Source organism: Veillonella parvula (genome assembly GCF_902810435.1).
Taxonomy (GTDB): Bacteria; Bacillota; Negativicutes; order Veillonellales; family Veillonellaceae; genus Veillonella.
This window is the reverse complement of record NZ_LR778174.1, coordinates 712,817-733,534: the sequence shown is the minus strand read 5'-3', so window position 1 is coordinate 733,534 and position 20,718 is coordinate 712,817. Positions and strand designations below refer to the sequence as shown.

Here is a 20,718-nt window from a genome sequence, read left to right as displayed (position 1 = left end):
AACCGCATATCTTTTAATGTCTTCCACTTTTAGTCGAAATCAGTTAAATCAACGCCAGCCTTTTTAAGCTCTTCTAGCGCAGACTCTACATCCATTTGAGGTTTCTTATAATTTACTTCTTCATTTACACATGTTTTTAAAGGTTTCTTATGAACGCCGGCAATAATATTATCCGCTGTCAAAATAGACATGTCATAACGAGTTCTATCTGTGTAAGAGCCAATATGTGGTACAATAAGGCAGTTTTCTACATCTAACAATGGATGATCCGCTGGTAATGGTTCTGGATCCGTTACATCGAGGGCAGCATAATCGATTTCACCCGTTTTAAGAGCATTGATAAGTGCATCAGTATCTACGATAGGTCCACGACCAACATTAACAAATAAAGCTGTATTCTTCATCTTCTTGAAAAACGCTTCATCACACATATGATATGTTTCATCTGTCAATGGAGCCATAACGCATACTACATCACTAATGGCTAATAAATCATCTAACTCCATATAAGTAGTCTTATGAATCTTATCATCCAAACGTTGATTACGATTATGATACACAACAGTCATACCAAACGCACGGGCACGACGAGAAATGGATACGCCGATAGCTCCCATGCCAATGATACCAAGAGTGCGACGACTTAAATCAAAACCTTTAATGTTAGAAGGTCTTTGAGCCCAACGACCGTCTTTTACAAAGTTAGCATTTTCTATAATACGACGACTAGCCGTAGCAATCAACGTAAATGCAAGTTCTGCTACCGTTTCATTGAGAACACCTGGCGTATTGCCATAAGGAATACCTGCCGCTGTTAGTTCATCAATATTTACATTATCATAACCTACGGCCGCTTGTGCTATAACCTTTAAATTTGGCGCATTCTTTACAAGATCACCATCTACATCTAAAGGTCGTACACACCACAAACCATCCGCATCAATGAGCCATTCCTTCAGTACCTCACGAGGCATCACTGTTTTTTCAGTCCATTGGCGCACATCTACATGCTCTTTTAAATATGCAATCGCATCTTTGCGAACCAGTCCATTTACTACTACTAGAGGTTTCTTTTCCATGTATATCCCTCCCTAAAAAATTCTATATATTATAATTATATTTTATACTAGAAAGCTAACGTAATACAACAAAAAGGAGTAAGGTCAAAACCTCACTCCTTTTATGTATAATTTAAATTTGAACTAGTTCAAATCTGCAGTACAGTTAGGGCATTTAACTGCATTGATATTGATTTCAGATTTACAGAATTGACATTCTTTCGTTGCAGGTGCTTCTGCAACTTCCTCTTCTTTCGCAGATTTCATCATTTTAGCCAAACCACGAACCATCAAGAATACAACAAATGCCAAAATCAAGAATTGAATCAAATCAGTAATAAATGTACCATATGGCAATACAGATCCAGCTGCACGAGCTGTAGCAATATCAGCACCAGCCATGAATGCATCTTTAGAACCTGTGCTCAATGGCAAGTACAAATTACTAAAATCAATACCACCTGTGAATACACTGAGAACAGGCATGAATAGGTTGTTTACAACAGAATTAACCAATGCTGTGAAAGCAGCACCAATAATCATACCAATAGCTAGGTCCATCATATTGCCTTTGAAAGCAAATGCTTTAAAGTCATTTAAAAAGTCTTTCATTTTCATACTCCTAGATACGTTTAATTGAGAATGCATTAATAACAGTACTAATCATAAAATAAAGATAAAAAGATGTCAAGAAATTTCGATGTAGTTTTTAAAATTTAGTTAATATATTTTTTCATAATTCTATCTATTATTGTAATAAATCGCTTATTATGCGTATTTTTTACACCATATTTCCTATGCCTACACTCTAAAACGCTATGTTACCTTCGAAAAAATAGAGTCTAACCAAACTTTGGTCAGACTCTATTAATTAGAAGTAGTAATGTATTACTCCATTAACCTAAACCTAGCGAAAGAAGTTTAGCACGCTCTATTACTGCAATAAATGCAGGTGGTATCATAGAAGTATCTAAAAATTGACTAATACGTCGCCCTACAATTACCCCTTTATTGGCATAGAACCAAGAGAAGTAATAGATATGTAAATCATCCAACTTACGATCCGAAAAATTCGGTAAACAACGTTGTACAATTTGGCTTTTAGTAATACCTAATTTAGCATAACCACGCCGCGCCATATCCTTTGTTACCATTGGACGAGCGTCATCAATAATGTCCTTGATGATGGCATCCATTATGGAACGCTTGTGCATCGCAAGTAGATACGATACAAAATCCATTTCAAAACAAATTTCCTCCGTATAGAATATATTGCTATGTGCTTTTGCATATTTTCCCTCTACATCGCGATCATAGAGAGCTACTGTAGGAATAGAGAATCTATTAAACAATTTTTGCAATTTACTGATAGAGGATTCGCCCCGAGCGTTGATAAGACAGATGCCAAAATAATCAAAGTCCACGCCTAATTTTTTAACAAAGCCTGTAAAGCTACCATACTCCGTCTCCCCTTCTACGATGATAATACACCGAGCGTATAGAGCCTCTTTTGCCTCAGGAAAATGCATAATCAAGTGTTTCTCTACCTCTTTAGGGAAATTGAAAGTAACTCCACACGCTGCACAGACCATATTATTTTCATCCCGATAAAGCCGAATAATATGACGATAATCATCAACAAGCGCATCTGTACTATGTGTAACTACAAAAAGTTGTCCTAACAATCCATCAATTTTAAATACATCTCGCAACAACGCTAAAAACTCTTCATTTTCATTAGTTGCAATTTGGCGGTAATAATTGAGCACAGCGCGTTGCAAATAAGGGCTTAAATGTAGCTCTGGCTCATCCACACTGATAAAGATTGGTAAAAACTTGCGACCCTTTCCATCATATACAAGTAAAGCTTCTAGATTTGTAGTCGCACTACTCACCTTCATATAAATTTGAGCTAAAATTTTAAGAGCCACAGCCATTATTAAACGCACATTATCAGCAGAATACTTGCGTTCTATAGCAGAAGATGTAGACAACACCTCTATAAGGTGTTGAATATTGAGCATACAATAGGGATCTAAATCCTTGCGTAAACTCACAATTTCACGCTGCAAATCATCAGTCGCCATTTCTAATCGAGATACATAAGCTTGTAAGAGATGTCCTAATTCAACATATACAGCAGAGGGTATAGAAAATAGCTCTTGCTCTGATGTATCGCGATGACACACATATAAGGCATGACGAATCATAGATAACGCCATAGGTTCAATCCCTGCATCAGTGACTCTGTATAATCGTGGATATACCTCTTGTACAACTTGTTCAAGTCGTAAACGGTAGGTGGGGCCTTCATCAGCAGTATACATGCTTTTATAATTTAACTCACCTAAAGATATTTCAAAATCAATGCGGATAGGCTTGTTTACATCCGTGAAATCACTTTCAATGAACCCATGGCACTCCATGATAATTTCTAAGAGATCTAGAAAATTAGACTTACCCACCGCATTCTCACCAACAAAATAATTAATATCATTGTGAAAGCTCAACGTTACATCCGCTAAGTTCCTATAGTTTTCAATATGCATCCATTTTATATACATAGCTCCTCCGTCTGTAGCTACTTTCAAAATGAAAAAGCTCTAGTATATTTCATTACAATAAATCACTAACTAATACCCCTGTATTTTATCTTTTATGTAAAAAGGTGCCAATCACGAATGTAATCAGCACCCCCACTGTCATATACAGTCTGATACTGTATATATTCGACATTTATTTAATTTTATCCTCTATAACCTTGCCCTCTCTTAATGGACCACTCTGTTCTTTAAGACGCGCCAACATGACAGAGGATATAAACATAGCAATACCAGCCCCTACTGTTGCTATGGATAAGCTTTCACCAAAGATTAAGAACCCATAGAAGGAACTAATAAATACGCCAACGTATTGCAAGAATTGAGCCACTACAGCATTGGTCGTAACAAAGGCTCCGGTCAAGAAAAACTGAGCCACTACACTAATACCACCGATAGCGAAGATAATGAGCCAATCTGTACCTTGAGGCATAACGAGCTTATCAGTAGTGACGAGGCCCGCAATCATACCAGTAATCATGAAATAGGCCATGATTTCAAAATTACTATGTTTTCCGCGTTTACTAATAGTTCGTATCGTCGTATAGGCCGCTGCAGCTAGAGCAGCACCTAAAATAGCCACCAATGCATACCAAGAAAATGATTCATAACTAAAAGGGTTCACCATGACTAAGACAGCAATCAAAATGACTCCGAGCCATTTGCCAGCCCCTTTAGGTATCGATTCCTTCAGAAACAGAGCACTAAAGATAAAAACAAATATTCCTGTCGTCTGAAATAGAATTGTTGCATCAGATAATTTTATGTGTACCAAAGCGATAAAATTACATACCATACCAAAACCGCCGTATAGGCCACGCATGACGAGGAGCCCCCGATTCTCTTTTGAAAATCGGATTCCCTTCACATACATGATAATGAGCACCGCAACAGTCCCAAAGAACCCACGGGCAAAAGCGATCTCCCCAGGTGGAATATTCGTCCCCAACAGTTTTACGAATACATTCATCGTACTAAACAAAAGTGCAGATAACAGTGCATATATAAGGCCCTTTTTAGCCATAGCCCCTCCTATAATTATATTTCTCTATATAATTATAAACCCATATTTCTATAAATAATGAATACATCAATACATACTAACAAAATTCCATATCATATATGATGAATGTTAATTTAATGAGAAAATGAATTTAATTGGTTAATCAATAAAAAATGATTACTCAATAAAAAACATATAGATATGCCGCCCTTCTAAGGAAAGGCGGCATTGTATTATTTAGAGAATGTATCTACAAAATCTAAGATTTCTTGTTTCATATTCTCTTTGTCGATTGCTTTTGTAAAGCGCAATGGTTTGGATTGTAAGGCTTCCAATTGTTTAGGGAAGGCAACACCCGTTACAGCAGAGATATTATCTAAGCTTTCATAAGGAGTCTCGCCCACCTTGATATCCAATGCCTCACAGATTGGTGTAGGAAATTTAAACGGATGTGCTGTAGATGCAATCACTGTATGACGAGCGCCATCTTCAGGATGCTTCTCCAACTCCTTCATATACGCCCCCATAGCAACCGCCGTATGAGGATCCATTACATAACCGTAAGAATTGTATACTTGTTCAATGATTGCTTTTGTTTCTTCATCATCAACGTAGGCACCAGCAAAATCAGTCTTAACACGTTTGAACTCTTCTTCATTAACAGTTAATTTGCCTGTTGTTTTAAGATCTTTCATCCATCCTACTGTACGTTCGCTATCTTCACCAGAAATATAATATAAGAATCGTTCAAAGTTAGAGGATTCAAGAATATCCATAGATGGAGAAATCGTCGTATAGAATGGGCGGTTCATATCGTAGGTACCGTTTTCAAAGAAGTCAGTAAGTACGTTATTTTGATTAGATGCACAAATCAATTTGCCGATAGGAATCCCCATTTTTTTAGCATAGTAAGCAGCCAAGATATTACCGAAGTTACCTGTTGGAACTACAACGTTGAAAGCTTCGTCTTCATGGATTGCACCTTGTGCAACCAGTTCAGCATAGGCATTTACATAGTAAACTACTTGTGGAGCTAAACGACCAATATTGATAGAGTTCGCACTGGAGAACATAACCCCTTTTTCAGCAACCTCTTCAGCAGTCGCTTTATCAACAAAGAGGCGTTTCAAGAATTGTTGAGCATCGTCAAAATTGCCATGAATAGCCGTAACATTAACATTCTCCCCTTCTTGTTTTTGCATTTGTTCCGCTTGCATAGGACTAACGCCATCAGTCGGGTAGAATACTTGAATATGAGTTCCCGGTACATCCTTGAAGCCCTCAAGAGCCGCCTTACCAGTATCACCAGAGGTAGCAGTTAAGATAAGTACTTCTTTTTTCTCGCCCTCAGCCTCCTTAGCAGCTACTAAAAGGTATGGAAATAAGGATAATGCCATATCTTTGAAAGCTTGTGTGCGGCCATGGAATAGTTCCAATACGGAAACCTTTTCCAATAAAGAGTGTAATGGTGCAATATCGCGGGTGCTGAAATTAGCATCGCAGTAAGCAGAATTAATCATTTCATTTAAATGAGCTTCGGAAAAGCATGGAAACAACTTTGCTAAAACAACGGCTGCTACTTCTTGGTAATTTTTATCTTTCACATCATTGTAAGTTAAGCAGTTTGTAGGAAATAAAGATGGTACATATAGACCACCATCCTCTGCTAAGCCGTGCAACAATGCATATGTTTCATTTACCACAACGGTACCTCGGGTGCTAGTATAATTCATGGAATACCTCATTCATAACTACAATGGATTTTTACGAGTTTAATAGATTTATTATAGCATAAAAGCGCCCACTTGGGGCGCTTTCTATAGAATTATATAATAAATTTTAATCTGATAGATAAAACTAAACATTACTAACTAATTAGATAAATGTTTAGTCTCCACTAACAATCAGAAATCCCTTATAATTCACCTTCTGCAATAGCATCCAATATATCAAGAGACGGAATAAAAAATAGCATGCCCGTAATAGGCTTGGAATAATCAAGCAATTTATCATTTTGTGTAAACATATTGGTAAGCATAGTTTTAGTCACATCCCAGTAACGAGCATAACCTATAAAGTATGTACCTCGGACACCTTGACCAGGTTGAGCAAATGGAACATTCATACGAACGATCTTATGTTCTTCATCATCACGATTATCTTGAGCCACTACATTGTGAGCTGCCGGATCTTTTTCATCATCCTCTAATTCAATATCGCTAAATTTACGACGACCAATGAATTTTTCTTGCATTTCTGTAGGAAGTGCACGCCATGCATCAAGATCATGTTCATATTTTTGAGCAAATGCATAAGAGCCGTTAGTGAATTCAGGATCTTCATCACCAATAACGCCCCACTCTACAGCCTCTTGGCCAACAGGGTTTTCCGTACCATCAACGAAATCAATAATCGCACGACCTTGTTCGTAGTGGAAGCCATGGGTTTCATCTACAACAGATGTAATAGGGCGTAAGAACTCCATAATTTGATCTACTACAGTATACGTAACAGATTCATCATTAGAGCGGACATGCAAAAATAAGTCAGCTGCTACAGCTGGTACATCTTGTTTATCACCTTTTATGCCTTGGAAGTCTTCTAACTCTTTTGGTACCGGTGCATTAGGGAACAAATAATCCCATGCCTTACGGCTAAAGCCAAAGGCAATGCCCAAACCTTCCCCATTAGCGCGAATACTAACAGAACGTTTAATGGCTTGAATACGATCTGCCATATCTTGAATCACTTCAAGCTCTGCCTCATGATCTTTACGGTTTAACAACAAAGTGGTGAAGTTGACACTTTGGCCAGCATCTTTATACACATCTTGTGTTCTAGAAACATCTACTGCCATTTGGTACCTCCTAATGAGAAAAACTATTATACAACCATCATAAGCTATTATAATTTTACTGTCTATAAAATATATTATATTGTATCAATACTATATTCCATTAATGTTAAAGTTTATAAACTTAATTGAATCAATGACTACTCGTTTGAGAAAAATAGGATTAAACCACAACGTATTTTAACCATGTAAATAACTATATGAAGGCTAAAAAGATATGCAAAAAGCTAAAAGAAAAATATTTACACAAAAAAAGAACTCACACAAAATGTGAGTTCTTTACTCTGGTGGACCACCAGGGGTTCGAACCCTGGACACCCTGATTAAGAGTCAGGTGCTCTGCCAGCTGAGCTAGTGGTCCATGACATGAATAATTATATGCTTATTTTATAGGAATGTAAAGAAAATTTATTACACTCCTATAAAATATCAACATTCATATTATTAATATTGTAATACCCAATCCTTCATAATATTACAGGCCTCAGTAGGGAGTAAATCACTAGTCCCTACGCAGTTTTCACCACTATATAGTTGAAGCACACTATGAGTGCGGCTTACTTCTTTAACAATAATATTCGTTAAATTAGACTTAGGAACGCTAAACTGTAACCCATAACGACCAAAATAGGTAAAAACAGACTCTTGTGTATCGTATTCTATATGGACTTGAAGCATCTTGCCTCCAGGCCAGCATGATTCAATATTTTCCTTTGATCTAGGCTTTAAAAAATCAAAAAATCCCATACTACCCTCCGATTCGCCACATTGGTCGTTCTGGTTGCTCCATGCCTATACCATCATGTCGTTCTTGTTTTCGTTGCAAAGCACGTTCGATATGCTTGGCTAAAGCCTCTTCTGAGGCACCATTGCGCACGAGCGATACAAGGTCAGCCTCATCATCTCGCAACAAGCACAATCGCATTTGACCATCAGATGTAAGGCGCACACGATTGCATGTATCACAATAGCTATGAGACATAGAAAAAATAAAGCCCACGGCCTTACCACTAGGCAGTGCCAAATATGTAGCTGGACCAAAGCCATAAACAGAATGAACCTCTGTGAGAGATCCGCCACTAACGCGTTCTAATTGTTCCTTCCATTCATCAAAGGTAGGCCCATGAAAGGCATCACCTTGGAACGGCATGTATTCAATAAACCGCCAAACAACAGGCCATTTTTCAACATATTGTAATAAAGATTTAACTTCATCATCGGACCAATAACGAGATAAAACCGTATTAATCTTAACGGATTTAAAGTTAGCATTAATAGCACTACGTATACCGTCGAGAACAGACTCCAACTGTCCCGCTTTACCAACACAAGCAGCAAAAGCTTCAGTTTCAAGAGAGTCCAAACTAATATTCACACGATTCAAGCCAAATTTTTTTAACCGTTGCGCTCGTGAAGCTAATAGACTGCCATTGGTAGTCATAGAGATATCTTCAAACCAACCTGATTCTTTGATGCGACCTAGTAGTTCTTCAATATGTGGATAGAGCAAAGGCTCACCACCTGTGAGGCGTACTGCCTTCACACCAATATGATGGAAAGCTCCTAAAATGGTCATCCATTCATCAACAGACAATAGTTGCGTTTGACTTTGAGGAGTAATTTCTGCAGGTCGGCAGTAGGGACAACAAAAATTACACGCATCTGTCAGCGACAGACGTACATATTCAATAGTACGGCCCCATGCGTCTTTCATAATACACCTCGTTTACCAACTCAAAATTATTTAATAATAGATACTTCATCACCTACGCGAATCGTACCGTTTTTAAGAACCTTACCAAAGATACCTTGTGTAGGCATAATGCAAGAACCAACTTGTTTCATGATTTCGCAACCATGATGGCATTCCTTGCCAATTTGAGTAATTTCAAGAATCACATCAGCCCCTACTTGTAAGTGAGTCCCTACAGCTAATTCATAAAGAACCATACCTTCTACTGTAATGTTTTCAGCGAAATCACCAGGTTTAACATCTGCACCTTGCGCCCGCATATGTTCAATACTAGCGATACCAAGTAAGCTGATTTGACGATGCCAATTTCCTGCATGAGCATCTCCCTCCATCCCATGATCTACAATGAGATTGGCGGATTCAATATTATGTTTTTTTTGCCCTTTTTTCTCACTAATGGAGATAGCAATAATCTTTCCGTCTGCCACGTGCCCCTTCCCTTCTTATGGGAACATTCCATATACATAACTTTTTATAAACACTTAATTGTAAATCCAGACTGTATTCCTATTTTATGAAAGTATCACAAAATAGTTCTACAATTATCTATATATTATAGCATAGTATTCATACATTTTCCCTGTGAATTTAATCACTAAAAAGAACTCTATTCTATAGGAATAGAGTTCTCGTATGTATTATTTAGCGACGGCCCATTTCTTGAATTTCATCGCCATGATTAACACCATTGAGTAATAAGTTAAGCAAGATTGCCGTAATACTACCAAAGGTAATGCCAGATTTTAATATAATTTGTGCCCAATCAGGGAAATTAGCATAAAAGTTCGGCGCCGCAATAGGGATCATAGCCACTCCAATACTAATCGCCACAAGCATCAAGTTATGATTACCATCAAAACTAACCTTGCCAAGAGAGCGGATACCACTGGCAACAATCATGCCAAACATAGCAATGCCAGCACCACCGAGTACTGCATTTGGTATACTAGCAACAATAGCGGCTAATTTAGGGAATAAACCTAACAAAATTAAGATTACTCCAGATGCAGCTACTACAAAGCGACTTTTAACACCTGTAACCGCAATAAGTCCTACATTTTGAGCAAAGGCTGTATATGGGAAACTATTAAGAATTCCCCCTATTAAAGTAGAAATACCATCGGCACGAATAACAGAAGCCAATTCTTTTCGACCTATTGGCTTATCCACAATTTCACCAATAGCAATACTATCACCTGTCGTCTCTACCATGACAACGAGCATGACGATAATCATAGATAATACAGAAGCCCAGTCAAAGGTTGGCAAACCAAAATAGAATGGTTCAATGAAAGCAACCCATTGAGATCGACCAACTTCATCAAAATTAGCAACACCCATTGCAAAGGCAATTGCTGTGCCTACGATCAAGCCTATTAATACAGAAAGATTACTTAAGAAACCTTTAGCAAACTTGTATACAAAGACAACAATTAAGAACGTAAGAAATCCAAGTCCTATGTTCGTATAACTTCCAAATTCTGGATTTCCTACACCGCCCCCCATCCAATTAATGGCAACTGGCATCAAATTAATCCCAATAAGAGTAATTATTGTTCCCGTTACAACAGGGGGAAACAGTCGAATTAGACGGCTAAAGAATGGAGCTACTATAAAAGTAAATAGACCTGCTACAATAATGGCACCGTAAATGGCAGTCATACCATGCTGTGCCCCAATCATAGTCATAGGTCCGACAGATGCAAAGGTAACACCTTGAATCATAGGGATACGCCCACCTATATTACCAAAGCCTAATGTTTGGATTAAGGTCGCAATGCCACAGGTAAACAAGTCGGCTGTAATAAGGCGAATCAAATCCTCTACCGGTAAATTCATCGCCTGTGCCACAATAATCGGTACCGCAACAGCTCCAGCATACATGGCAAGTACATGCTGTAAACCAAAGGCAAAGAGCTGTGGTATGGGCAACATACTGTCGACTGTATTTATTGGGTTCTGCTCTGTCATAATGTCTCCTACATAAAACCTCGAAATATTACCCATTTATTTTACACTATCGTTCGGATTTTAACAATAGAAAAAAGAGAACCTATTATACTTATATATACTAACAGGATCTCTTTTTATTATTTCCCGAACTTTTATAATTCGATCGGTTATATTATTCGATTTATATTATAATGTTTTATCATTTATATAACCCTATGATAGCCGACTCTTTATCATCAAGATCTTTTTCAATGGCATACATCTTAGATATTAGTTCTGCTACAAAACTTTCATCTTTAATGCCAGATAAATTAATACGCACATTCAAAAAGGCCGATTTCACCGCAGCACGAGCATTAATAGCAGCAATAATACCATCTGTAATAAGATTTTGATTACCCTTACGAGAGGCTAGTTCTGCTAAATCAAATATTTGATTCGCTAATTCTCCAATTTCAAAAGGTACCATAGCCGCATCTTTGTAAGCTTGTTGAATAGCAGCTGTACGCGCAGCCTTTTCTTCATCTGTATTCTTTGGCAATCCTAAGGCGTTCATAAAGATATTAAATACATCTGCATCAGCTTGAGATAATTCGAGCATACGATTACGAATCGCTTCTGCCTTAGTTTGAAGCTCCTCCATTTCGTCCTGAATCTCTTCATAACCTTTTTTACCAAATGTAAGGTTTGCCACCATTTCTGCTAAAGCCGCCCCCGTTGCGGCAGTCAATGCCGCAATAGCACCACCACCTGGTGTTGGCTCTTTCGATGCAGTAGCAGCCACAAAATCTATTACTCGTTGTTCTACTAATTTCATAACATAGCCTCATGTAAAAACACTTTCTATTAAAACAAGCCTTTAATTGTGCCGTCTGCTTCGATATCCATATTAAGAGCAGCAGGACGTTTAGGAAGGCCCGGCATGACCATTACGTCACCTGTACGACATACGATAAAGCCTGCACCATTGGCAACGCGAATATCGGATACAGTAATAGTGAATCCTGTTGGAGCCCCTAATAATGCTGGATTATCAGATAAGGAATATTGCGTTTTCGCCATACATACAGGCAAACGATCCAGTCCCCAATCTGCTAATTGTTTAATTTGCTTTTTAGCTTTGTCCGTAAAGATAACTCCATCGCCACCATAAATAGTTTTAACGATTTTATTAACTTTATCCTCTAAACTATCTTCCAAATCATATACGAATTTAGGTGTTGGCTTAGGACCTTCAAGTAACTCTACGACTTTTTTTGCCATATCAGTGCCGCCTTCGCCGCCCTTTTCCCAACATTCATTAAGCTCTACAGGCACGCCAAACTCATCACATAGGCGAGTCAACTCAGCAATTTCTGCATCTGTATCGCTAGCAAATTTATTGATTGCCACTAATACAGGCACATTGAAATAACGCATGTTTTCAATTGCTTTTTGTAAGTTGCTGAAACCTTTAGTTACGGCTTCAACATTTTCTGTATTCAACTCTTGTTTTGGTACACCACCATGCATTTTAAGAGCTCGTAATGTAGCTACGATAACGATTGCATCAGGGAAAATATCGCCGTATCGGCATTTAATATCAAGGAACTTTTCAGCACCCAAGTCAGCGCCAAAGCCCGCTTCCGTAACTACGATATCACCAAGCTTAAGTCCTAGTTTTGTGGCTACAATGGAGTTACAACCATGAGCGATATTTGCAAAGGGACCACCGTGAACAATAGCTGGTGTATGTTCCAATGTTTGTACGAGATTTGGCTTGATAGCATCTTTCATGAGAAGCGCCATTGCCCCTTGGCAACCAAGTTGATGAACATAAACAGGATCACCTGCTAAGTTACAACCGATAACGATGCGACCAAACCGTTCTTTCAAATCTTCTAAATCCTTAGCTAAGCAAAGAATAGCCATGATTTCAGAAGCAACGGTAATCATAAAATGATCTTCCCGAGGGAATCCACATACTTTGCCACCAAGTGCAACTGTCACATTGCGAAGAGCACGATCATTCATATCTAGAACACGTGTCCAAGATAGTTGACGCAAATCGATTTGCAATTCATTACCTTGATGGATATGGTTATCGATCATAGCGGATAATAAATTGTTAGCCGCTGTAATAGCATGCATATCACCTGTAAAATGAAGATTGATGTCATCCATAGGTACAACTTGAGCATAACCGCCACCTGCTGCACCACCTTTAATCCCAAAAACAGGTCCTAAGGATGGCTCACGTAATGTAGCAATTGCATTTTTACCGATTTTTTGTAAGCCTTGTACGAGACCAATGCTCGTTGTAGACTTACCTTCCCCTGCTGGTGTTGGCGTAATCGCTGTGACTAGCACCAATTTGCCATCTGGTTTAGATTCTAAACGACGAATAGCATCAAAAGAAATTTTAGCTTTATAATGACCATATTGTTCAATGTCATCAGGTGTTAACCCACATTTATTGGCAATAACCTGAATCTTTTCCATTCTATTCTGTTGGGCAATCTCAATATCGCTTAACATAAAGCCTCCTCGGCACTAAGGCCATCTATAAACTATATAACAACTATAACCTTACTCTCTAATATTCAATATTTAATATTAACTGTCTACTGTAGGTGTATATTTGTGCAACTACAGTAATCTATTATATATGAAAGTAGACCATATGTCTAATCAATTCTTGCCTATCTCTATATTATATTAACTTATTACCAAAATATTTTCTCCAAATAGTATAGAAATAAGGGGCTGTAACAAAACAACTCTAGGTGCGTCTAAAAACAAAAAATACCAAGAAAACCTAGGATGTTACAAACTTAATTTTCTTGGTATTTTTTATATTATAAAGGGACTACAACTAGAATGTGGTACAACCACATCCTGTTACAGCCCCTTGTATGACTAACCTTTATATAATTATGGGTTAAACGGGAACAAAATCGGTAACAATACTAAAGATACAATTGCAGATACTACAATCAACGGTACGCCGGCTTTCACATAGTCCTTAAAACTATAACCAGCTACATTATATACCATAGTATTTGCAGGCATCCCTATAGGTGTGCCATACGCAAGAGAGCTAGAAATTACGATTGCAACAAGAATCGCTTTAGGATCAAAACCTAATTGAGATGCTAGAGACAATCCAATTGGAGCTAATAATGCAACATCTGCTGTATTGGACATAAAGTTTGTCATAAATACAGATAGGAAGAAAAGTACCGCTAATAATGCCAATGGATTAGGTGTATCCCCCAAAGCATCAACAATAAGATTTGCAATATATGCACCTGCCCCAGATTTTACCATTGCTGTACCAAGAGCTAAGGAACCTACAAATAGTAGAATTGTCTTCATATCAATAGACTTAACTGCTTCGTTTTCGGTAATAACTCCTGTCGCTACGATAACAAGTGCACCTACCCAAGCACTAACCGCTAAGGATACGCCAATTTGTTTTTCAAAAATCATAGCAGCGATAGTCAACACCAATACCAAACCAGCTACCCATTTTTTCCAAACTGGAACATGACTAAAATCAGCATTTTTTTGATAGTTTGGATCAGGTTCACGCGTTGGAACCTCAGGTAAGAATCTTTTACCAATGAATGCATAGAATAAAGTACCTACGATAAGCATAGGTAAACCTACTTCACCATAAGCAAAGAAACTAAAGGATCCAAGGCCGGCTTCTTGCAAATTAGAATTTGCAATCATATTACCAGGAGAGCCAATCATAGAAATATTCCCCCCCATAGCAGCGGCAAATACGATTGGCATTAAGAATTTAGTTTGGTTAAAACCACCCTTTTTGCAAATACCAATAACAACAGGAATCATAACCGCTGCAGTACCTGTATTAGATAAGAAGCCAGACATAATACCTGTAAGCATCATAATAGCAATAATAAGGATAGTTTCATTTTTAGCAAATTTATTAACAACGTTACCAACATCAACAGCTACACCTGTTTCAAAGAAAGCAGCGCCGATAATAAACATAGCAATAAACAAAATAACATTAGAGTCAACGAAACCTTTAAAAGCTTCCGCTGCAGTTAATACACCAGAAAGATGTAATCCAACGGCCACAATCATAGCCGTAATAGACAATGGAATTTTCTCCAATGCAAACATTACGATTGCAAATACAAGAAATCCCAGTGTAATAGCAATACTATAATCCATGAGAATTCCTTTCATGGTAGTCATACTCTTATAGTATATCTATATGAAGATACGCTGTAAATCACAAAACAATATTATTAATAATTATTTCTCATATAGATATATTTACAAGTTATGAAGTTATGAAGTTATTCATAATATAAAGAAATCGCTATTCTTATCTTATTATTTGATGAAACCTACGTGTTTATATATTTCGTCTAATATTTCATCTTTTTTCTTATTATATTCTATTTTCTTTTCTTCAAAGTAGTTATTACCGTCTGCATCAATGGATACGATAAGCGGACCAAATTCTTTAACCTTAAAAGTCCACAAAGTCTCACACATACCTAATTCACGCCAATTAGCAGATTCTACTTTTTCGACTTCTGTAGCAGCAAGTACGGCATTACCTGCAGGGAATACACAGTGTAGTGCACCAAAGTCTTTGCAGGCACGTGCTGTTTCAGGCCCCATGCCACCTTTACCTACAATGAGACGTACACCTGTCTTTTTAACAAATTCATATTCGAATTTTTCCATCCTCATAGATGTAGTAGGTCCTACAGATACAACTTCAAATTCATTATCGCTTATAGTACGAATAATTGGACCTGCATGAAGTATAGCCCCATCTTTAACATCAACCGGTAACGTTTTACCTTCTTCTACCACACGACGATGCCCCATATCACGACAGGTTGTAATATGCCCAGTCAAATAAATCACATCACCTGGCTTAATGCCTTCTAAATCAGATTTTTGAATTGGTGTAGTTAATATTTTCTTAGCCATTATAATGTCACTCCTTTATGAGATTTAACTATGCAATTACCATCCTTGTCAAATACGAGATCGCCGCGGCGATGATTCCAACAACCTACACTAACAGCACAAGAAATAACAGATGGATGACGTGTACCATGTTCAATATTCACACCTAGTACAGTTTTATCCCCACCCATACCTTGAGGCCCAATACCAATCTTATTAATTCCATCTTCTAACAATTGTTCCATATAAGCCGCTTTTTCATTAGGTGCTTTTGAAGATACAGGGCGCATTAATGCTTTTTTAGATAATCCAGCAGCGGTATCAATAGTTGTAGCAATCCCTACACCTACCAATAGTGGAGGACACGCATTCAATCCATAGCTTGTCATCAAATCAAGAACAAACTTAGCAACACCTTCATAGCCTTCGCCTGGCATCAATGTTTTACCTGACCCTGGCAAGGAACACCCGCCACCAGCCATATAAGGGAAGATTTCTACATCATCGCAACCAGGAATGATATCCCAGTGAATATAAGGTGCAGTGAGGCCAATATTTTTACCAGTATTAAACTCATCAAAAGTTTCTACACAGTTCAATCGTAATGGAGCCTCTTGTGTAGCCTTATAAGTTGCTTCTCTTAGAATATCTTCTAATTCTCCTAGTAAGGGATAATTAGATCCAACCTTTACCCAAAATTGTAATACACCAGTATCTTGACAAGAAGGACGATTAAGCTGAGCTGCTAAATCCATATTATGTTGCATTGTTTCATAAATAGATTTGGCCATAGGATTTTTTTCATCCTGTGCTAATTCATGAATCTTTTCTTGTACATCATCAGGCAATACCTTTGCCATATAAGAAATGAAATTAGCTATCTTATCAGTCATTTCTTGTACTTGTTGTTCCTTCGTACTCATCGCAAACCTCCAAAAAGACTTCAATATTTAAGACGTGATTATTTCTGTTTCGGAACCTTAGCTCCTTTCGATGATTCTATTCTACTCTTTTTTCAGTATATAACTATCCAATTTACAAGTTGATTTTTATTGGTGAAAGTCTGTCAAACACATACAAAATTTCCTTAATTATTTTCTTTTAACCCATTAAAAATATACAATTTCACCTATATGATTATAAAAAAAAGAGCACTACCATCAGAACGTAGTGCTCTTTCACCATATATTTTAATAGGATTAACAAATATACAAAATCACCTATACCTAATAATTGTATATCCACCTAATTTAATTTTCAAAATCATGAAATTATAGCTAATTACAAGTTATTATAAGAATGAAAATTATGATTGTAATCTTTTTACAACCATCTCAAGTTGGTCTCTAACATCCTGTAACTTTTGATTAGCCTCATCTAATCTATTCTTATCGATAGAGACATCTTGATAGGGTAAGTAAGTTTGTAAAATGTCTATAATATCTTCTTCCTGAGTAGAAATAATTTCCTTCCAATCATGTAATTTTGTCTTACGCCCCATCTCTTTTGCTTGCTTTCTATATTCAGATGGTGTTGTATGGAAATGTTTCTTGAAGGCCACATTAAAGGCTTTAATATCTGCAAAGCCACAACTACTCGCAATATGTGCTACTCCATCTTCAGAGTTAGCTAAACGAACTGTAGCCTCTCGTAATCTCAACCGTAACAAATACTCTAAAAAGGAAACCCCTAATTGGCGTTTAAAAAATTGAGATGTATAGTTCACATTATAACCGCCTATTTTAGCAATATCTTCTAACTCTATCTTCTGCTTATAGTTTTCATCAATATAGGCAATCATTTTATCAAAGGTAGCTACAGTCATATCAGCAGGCTTTGTATGTATAGGGATAGTCTTAACCGCATCAATTTCACGATATATATCACTCGTCATGGCTAAAAAGTGACTCTCCAACCATAATTGACGATCAGGACTTTCACTATTCACCATTAACAACATCATTTGTGCCGCAAGATAACGTAAGGACGTAAAGAATTCATTATCCCTATTAGTTTTATCTGAGCGCAATACAAATTGGTACATGCCGAAGTTAGGATCAAAGTATTGGAAAAACTCCTTACTTACATGAATAACAAGAGCTGTTGTATCCTCCTCTAAGGCCAACGTAGCATGACCTACTTGAGGGGAAATAATAATGGTATCAAGAGGTTCCATTGTAAAAACCTCACTATTACAACTCATGTCGATTCTGCCCTTTAACAAGATCAAGACTTCAACGCCACTGTGCCAGTTGTAATGATATGTACTAACCTTATATATATCACTATTGAAATCTATATGATTGTGTTTATAGGTATAGTGAAAGTAGTCCATAACAACGTAACCCCCCTCATAAAATCAAATAAATACCTCTCAATTATTTACATAAAAAATGCACCCCTTATTAATCAAAGGGATGCATTCATTATGATATATATAATTAATAACGGTCAACAGTAATCTTATTTTATATATTAATAAATTATAGTTTTATGCTTCTATAGCATTATATATCTATTCTTAAAATTACATAACCGCTGTAATAGCCGCTGCTAAACCAAAGAAGATACCTGGTGCATTGGCTAATGCTACTGGAATATCTCTATGTTCTTTAAACAAACCATACGCTACCCATAATGTACAGTTGATTGCAGCTACAAGTGGTTGAATCCAATCACCAGTACCTGGGTGTGCAAGGTTATGCATGATTTGTGGGAAATAAGATACATACATAGCTACAGCAGTAACAGTTGCAACTTTACCTACGTTTTCCATAAATTTTACTTGATTCATATATCCTCCAAAATTATAACTTACTAATTTTTTTACTCCTGATGAGATATATTCTACTCAGTTTAGTGAATATAACTATCCAAATTAAAAGGTAATTTTTATATTAAAATCAACAAAAAAAGATAGATTTCTCTCGATTTATTGTATTTTGGGACTATAACAATATATAAATTCACCCGGAAAATACATATAAAAAAGCACTACTTATCAGCAGTAGTGCTTTTTCAATAACTTTATAGGGTTTCTTGATATAGAAATTTACCCAATTCTAATCTTTCTATATGTGTCATAAATTTATCAAAATAATTTGCTTACCAAACTCTTATCACAAGAATATAGCTACTATAAGAATTAGTTACTATAAGAATCTAGTTGCAATAGAGATATAACAAAATACCTTTATAAATCCTTTACTACATCTGCTAACTTTTCTTTCAAAGATTCCAATTTTTTGCTCATAAATTCCAATTCGCTCTTAGCTCGGGAATCATCTTCATACGACAAGAATGAATGCAATACATCAAGAACATCTTGATTGTCTACAGAAATAATTTCTTTCCAATCTTGTAAGACGGTTTTACGCCCAATGCTTTTGACTTGCTTACGATATTCTGTGGGGGTCATATTAAAGTGTTTTTTAAAAGCCACATTAAAGGCTTTCACATCTGCAAATCCACAATCACTTGCAATTCTTGCGACAGCCTCATCCGTACTAGCTAAGCGAACAGTAGCGTCACGGATTCTTAACCTCAATACATACTCAACAAATGAAATCCCCATTTGCCGTTTAAAAAACTGCGATGTATAGGCAATATTATAGCCTCCAATTTTAGCAATATCTTCTAACTCTATTTTCTGTTCATAATGCTCATCAATATAGACGATCATTTTATCAAAAGATGCTGGTTTTATATCGCCAGGTCTAGCATTTTCGTGAACCTTTTTAATCGGATCAAACTCTCTAAATACATCACCGGCCAAAGCTAAGTAATGATGTTCTATCCACATTCGATGTACTGGGCTTTCACCTTTAGTCATCAACAACATCGTCATAGCAGCATGATGGCGTAAGGTTGTAAAGAATTCGTTATGACGCGTACTATCATCTGAACGCAAAACAAATTGGTACGATCCAAAATCCGGATCATACTGTTGATAGAACTCGTTACCTACATGAATAACAAAGGCTATAGCATCCTCTTCGAGGGCTAATGTTGCATGCCCTACTTGAGGAGAGATAATCACGACATCAAGAGGTTTCAACGTAAACACCTCACCATTGCAACTCATCTCAACACTACCTTTTAACAAGATAAAAATCTCTGTTTCTGCATGCCAGTTGTAATGATATGTATTAACCCTATATATGTTACTGCTAAACTCTATATATTTATGTTTATATGAATAGTCAAAATAGTCCATTACACTTTTGCTCCCTAAGGTAATTTCGCTCTTAACGCCAGTTCTTGTGCTTTACCTACATTTAACAAATCAGTTTCATCCTGTGTCCAAGTACCAAATAACACGTTCTCTACAATAGTGCCAACTGGTTCGGTACATTGTTTGGAATTATACACTTGTACTAAATTCCATTTATATACTTGAATACTTTCAAATAATCCACTTTGTTCTAATTCATTAATATTAGATACCAAAGATTTCACAATTTCATCGTGATGCTCTTTAGGTGTAGCTCTGGCTTGTAAAGAATACATATAAAATGCACCCCTTATTGATATAAGGGATGCATTTATTATGA

General features: G+C 36.9%; 19 protein-coding genes and 1 tRNA gene. All 20 read right to left on the bottom strand.

Annotated elements, in window-relative coordinates:
- Positions 1–29: 29 nt before the first annotated feature.
- The 20 genes from FNLLGLLA_RS03210 to FNLLGLLA_RS03115 all read right to left on the bottom strand — a co-directional run bounded on the left by FNLLGLLA_RS03210 (position 30) and on the right by FNLLGLLA_RS03115 (position 20,698).
- A complete protein-coding gene (locus tag FNLLGLLA_RS03210; protein WP_077708594.1) occupies positions 30–1,079 on the bottom strand; it encodes a 2-hydroxyacid dehydrogenase in 1,050 nt (349 codons plus the stop codon).
- A gap of 123 nt (positions 1,080–1,202) precedes the next feature.
- Complete coding sequence (gene mscL, locus FNLLGLLA_RS03205; RefSeq protein WP_012864626.1) at positions 1,203–1,670, bottom strand: large conductance mechanosensitive channel protein MscL; 468 nt, start codon at positions 1,668–1,670, stop codon at positions 1,203–1,205.
- A gap of 284 nt (positions 1,671–1,954) precedes the next feature.
- Positions 1,955–3,622, bottom strand: a complete 1,668-nt coding sequence (locus tag FNLLGLLA_RS03200; RefSeq protein WP_174892253.1) for an ATP-dependent nuclease — start codon at positions 3,620–3,622, stop codon at positions 1,955–1,957.
- Positions 3,623–3,794: 172 nt separating this feature from the next.
- Positions 3,795–4,682: a DMT family transporter gene (locus FNLLGLLA_RS03195; protein WP_155086052.1), complete on the bottom strand. Its 888-nt coding sequence runs from the start codon at positions 4,680–4,682 to the stop codon at positions 3,795–3,797.
- Between the two features lie 212 nt (positions 4,683–4,894).
- A complete protein-coding gene (thrC, locus tag FNLLGLLA_RS03190; RefSeq protein WP_156696986.1) occupies positions 4,895–6,394 on the bottom strand; it encodes a threonine synthase in 1,500 nt (499 codons plus the stop codon).
- Between the two features lie 182 nt (positions 6,395–6,576).
- Positions 6,577–7,518 (bottom strand): Dyp-type peroxidase, encoded by a 942-nt coding sequence (locus tag FNLLGLLA_RS03185; RefSeq protein WP_105086682.1) that lies wholly within the window; start codon positions 7,516–7,518, stop codon positions 6,577–6,579.
- Between the two features lie 282 nt (positions 7,519–7,800).
- Positions 7,801–7,876, bottom strand: a tRNA-Lys gene (locus FNLLGLLA_RS03180).
- A gap of 83 nt (positions 7,877–7,959) precedes the next feature.
- Positions 7,960–8,262: a hypothetical protein gene (locus tag FNLLGLLA_RS03175; protein WP_008601476.1), complete on the bottom strand. Its 303-nt coding sequence runs from the start codon at positions 8,260–8,262 to the stop codon at positions 7,960–7,962.
- A gap of 1 nt (position 8,263) precedes the next feature.
- Positions 8,264–9,229, bottom strand: a complete 966-nt coding sequence (gene moaA / locus FNLLGLLA_RS03170; protein ID WP_156696987.1) for a GTP 3',8-cyclase MoaA — start codon at positions 9,227–9,229, stop codon at positions 8,264–8,266.
- Positions 9,230–9,255: 26 nt separating this feature from the next.
- On the bottom strand, positions 9,256–9,696 hold the full coding sequence (locus FNLLGLLA_RS03165; RefSeq protein ID WP_008601479.1) for an MOSC domain-containing protein: 441 nt from the start codon (positions 9,694–9,696) through the stop codon (positions 9,256–9,258).
- 214 nt (positions 9,697–9,910) lie between these two features.
- On the bottom strand, positions 9,911–11,239 hold the full coding sequence (locus FNLLGLLA_RS03160; protein ID WP_039965062.1) for a nucleobase:cation symporter-2 family protein: 1,329 nt from the start codon (positions 11,237–11,239) through the stop codon (positions 9,911–9,913).
- Between the two features lie 181 nt (positions 11,240–11,420).
- Positions 11,421–12,038: a cyclodeaminase/cyclohydrolase family protein gene (locus FNLLGLLA_RS03155; protein ID WP_156696988.1), complete on the bottom strand. Its 618-nt coding sequence runs from the start codon at positions 12,036–12,038 to the stop codon at positions 11,421–11,423.
- A gap of 29 nt (positions 12,039–12,067) precedes the next feature.
- Positions 12,068–13,738, bottom strand: a complete 1,671-nt coding sequence (locus FNLLGLLA_RS03150; protein WP_118091373.1) for a formate--tetrahydrofolate ligase — start codon at positions 13,736–13,738, stop codon at positions 12,068–12,070.
- A 396-nt stretch (positions 13,739–14,134) separates the two neighbouring features.
- Positions 14,135–15,409, bottom strand: coding sequence for an SLC13 family permease (locus FNLLGLLA_RS03145; RefSeq protein WP_077708600.1), 1,275 nt, complete (start codon positions 15,407–15,409; stop codon positions 14,135–14,137).
- Positions 15,410–15,574: 165 nt separating this feature from the next.
- Positions 15,575–16,186, bottom strand: a complete 612-nt coding sequence (ttdB, locus tag FNLLGLLA_RS03140) for a L(+)-tartrate dehydratase subunit beta (protein WP_174892252.1) — start codon at positions 16,184–16,186, stop codon at positions 15,575–15,577.
- The gene (ttdA, locus tag FNLLGLLA_RS03135) at positions 16,186–17,088 is read right to left on the bottom strand and encodes a L(+)-tartrate dehydratase subunit alpha (protein WP_156696990.1); all 903 of its coding nucleotides are present in this window, start codon (positions 17,086–17,088) and stop codon (positions 16,186–16,188) included. The genes ttdB and ttdA overlap by 1 nt, the downstream gene beginning before the upstream one ends.
- Positions 17,089–17,471: 383 nt before the next feature.
- Complete coding sequence (locus FNLLGLLA_RS03130) at positions 17,472–18,500, bottom strand: AraC family transcriptional regulator (protein ID WP_038150581.1); 1,029 nt, start codon at positions 18,498–18,500, stop codon at positions 17,472–17,474.
- 192 nt (positions 18,501–18,692) lie between these two features.
- A complete protein-coding gene (locus FNLLGLLA_RS03125; protein WP_004698672.1) occupies positions 18,693–18,959 on the bottom strand; it encodes a SemiSWEET family transporter in 267 nt (88 codons plus the stop codon).
- A gap of 399 nt (positions 18,960–19,358) precedes the next feature.
- Positions 19,359–20,381: an AraC family transcriptional regulator gene (locus tag FNLLGLLA_RS03120; protein WP_101928829.1), complete on the bottom strand. Its 1,023-nt coding sequence runs from the start codon at positions 20,379–20,381 to the stop codon at positions 19,359–19,361.
- A gap of 14 nt (positions 20,382–20,395) precedes the next feature.
- A complete protein-coding gene (locus FNLLGLLA_RS03115; RefSeq protein ID WP_287509688.1) occupies positions 20,396–20,698 on the bottom strand; it encodes a DEAD/DEAH box helicase family protein in 303 nt (100 codons plus the stop codon).
- Between the last annotated feature and the right edge of the window lie 20 nt (positions 20,699–20,718).

Coding starts and splice junctions, on each gene's coding strand:
- FNLLGLLA_RS03210 (WP_077708594.1), bottom strand. CDS start 1,079: ATGGAAAAGAAACCTCTAGTAGTAGTAAATGGACTGGTTCGCAAAGAT.
- mscL (WP_012864626.1), bottom strand. CDS start 1,670: ATGAAAGACTTTTTAAATGACTTTAAAGCATTTGCTTTCAAAGGCAAT.
- FNLLGLLA_RS03200 (WP_174892253.1), bottom strand. CDS start 3,622: ATGTATATAAAATGGATGCATATTGAAAACTATAGGAACTTAGCGGAT.
- FNLLGLLA_RS03195 (WP_155086052.1), bottom strand. CDS start 4,682: ATGGCTAAAAAGGGCCTTATATATGCACTGTTATCTGCACTTTTGTTT.
- thrC (WP_156696986.1), bottom strand. CDS start 6,394: ATGAATTATACTAGCACCCGAGGTACCGTTGTGGTAAATGAAACATAT.
- FNLLGLLA_RS03185 (WP_105086682.1), bottom strand. CDS start 7,518: ATGGCAGTAGATGTTTCTAGAACACAAGATGTGTATAAAGATGCTGGC.
- FNLLGLLA_RS03175 (WP_008601476.1), bottom strand. CDS start 8,262: ATGGGATTTTTTGATTTTTTAAAGCCTAGATCAAAGGAAAATATTGAA.
- moaA (WP_156696987.1), bottom strand. CDS start 9,229: ATGAAAGACGCATGGGGCCGTACTATTGAATATGTACGTCTGTCGCTG.
- FNLLGLLA_RS03160 (WP_039965062.1), bottom strand. CDS start 11,239: ATGACAGAGCAGAACCCAATAAATACAGTCGACAGTATGTTGCCCATA.
- FNLLGLLA_RS03155 (WP_156696988.1), bottom strand. CDS start 12,038: ATGAAATTAGTAGAACAACGAGTAATAGATTTTGTGGCTGCTACTGCA.
- FNLLGLLA_RS03150 (WP_118091373.1), bottom strand. CDS start 13,738: ATGTTAAGCGATATTGAGATTGCCCAACAGAATAGAATGGAAAAGATT.
- FNLLGLLA_RS03145 (WP_077708600.1), bottom strand. CDS start 15,409: ATGGATTATAGTATTGCTATTACACTGGGATTTCTTGTATTTGCAATC.
- ttdB (WP_174892252.1), bottom strand. CDS start 16,186: ATGGCTAAGAAAATATTAACTACACCAATTCAAAAATCTGATTTAGAA.
- ttdA (WP_156696990.1), bottom strand. CDS start 17,088: ATGAGTACGAAGGAACAACAAGTACAAGAAATGACTGATAAGATAGCT.
- FNLLGLLA_RS03130 (WP_038150581.1), bottom strand. CDS start 18,500: ATGGACTACTTTCACTATACCTATAAACACAATCATATAGATTTCAAT.
- FNLLGLLA_RS03125 (WP_004698672.1), bottom strand. CDS start 18,959: ATGAATCAAGTAAAATTTATGGAAAACGTAGGTAAAGTTGCAACTGTT.
- FNLLGLLA_RS03120 (WP_101928829.1), bottom strand. CDS start 20,381: ATGGACTATTTTGACTATTCATATAAACATAAATATATAGAGTTTAGC.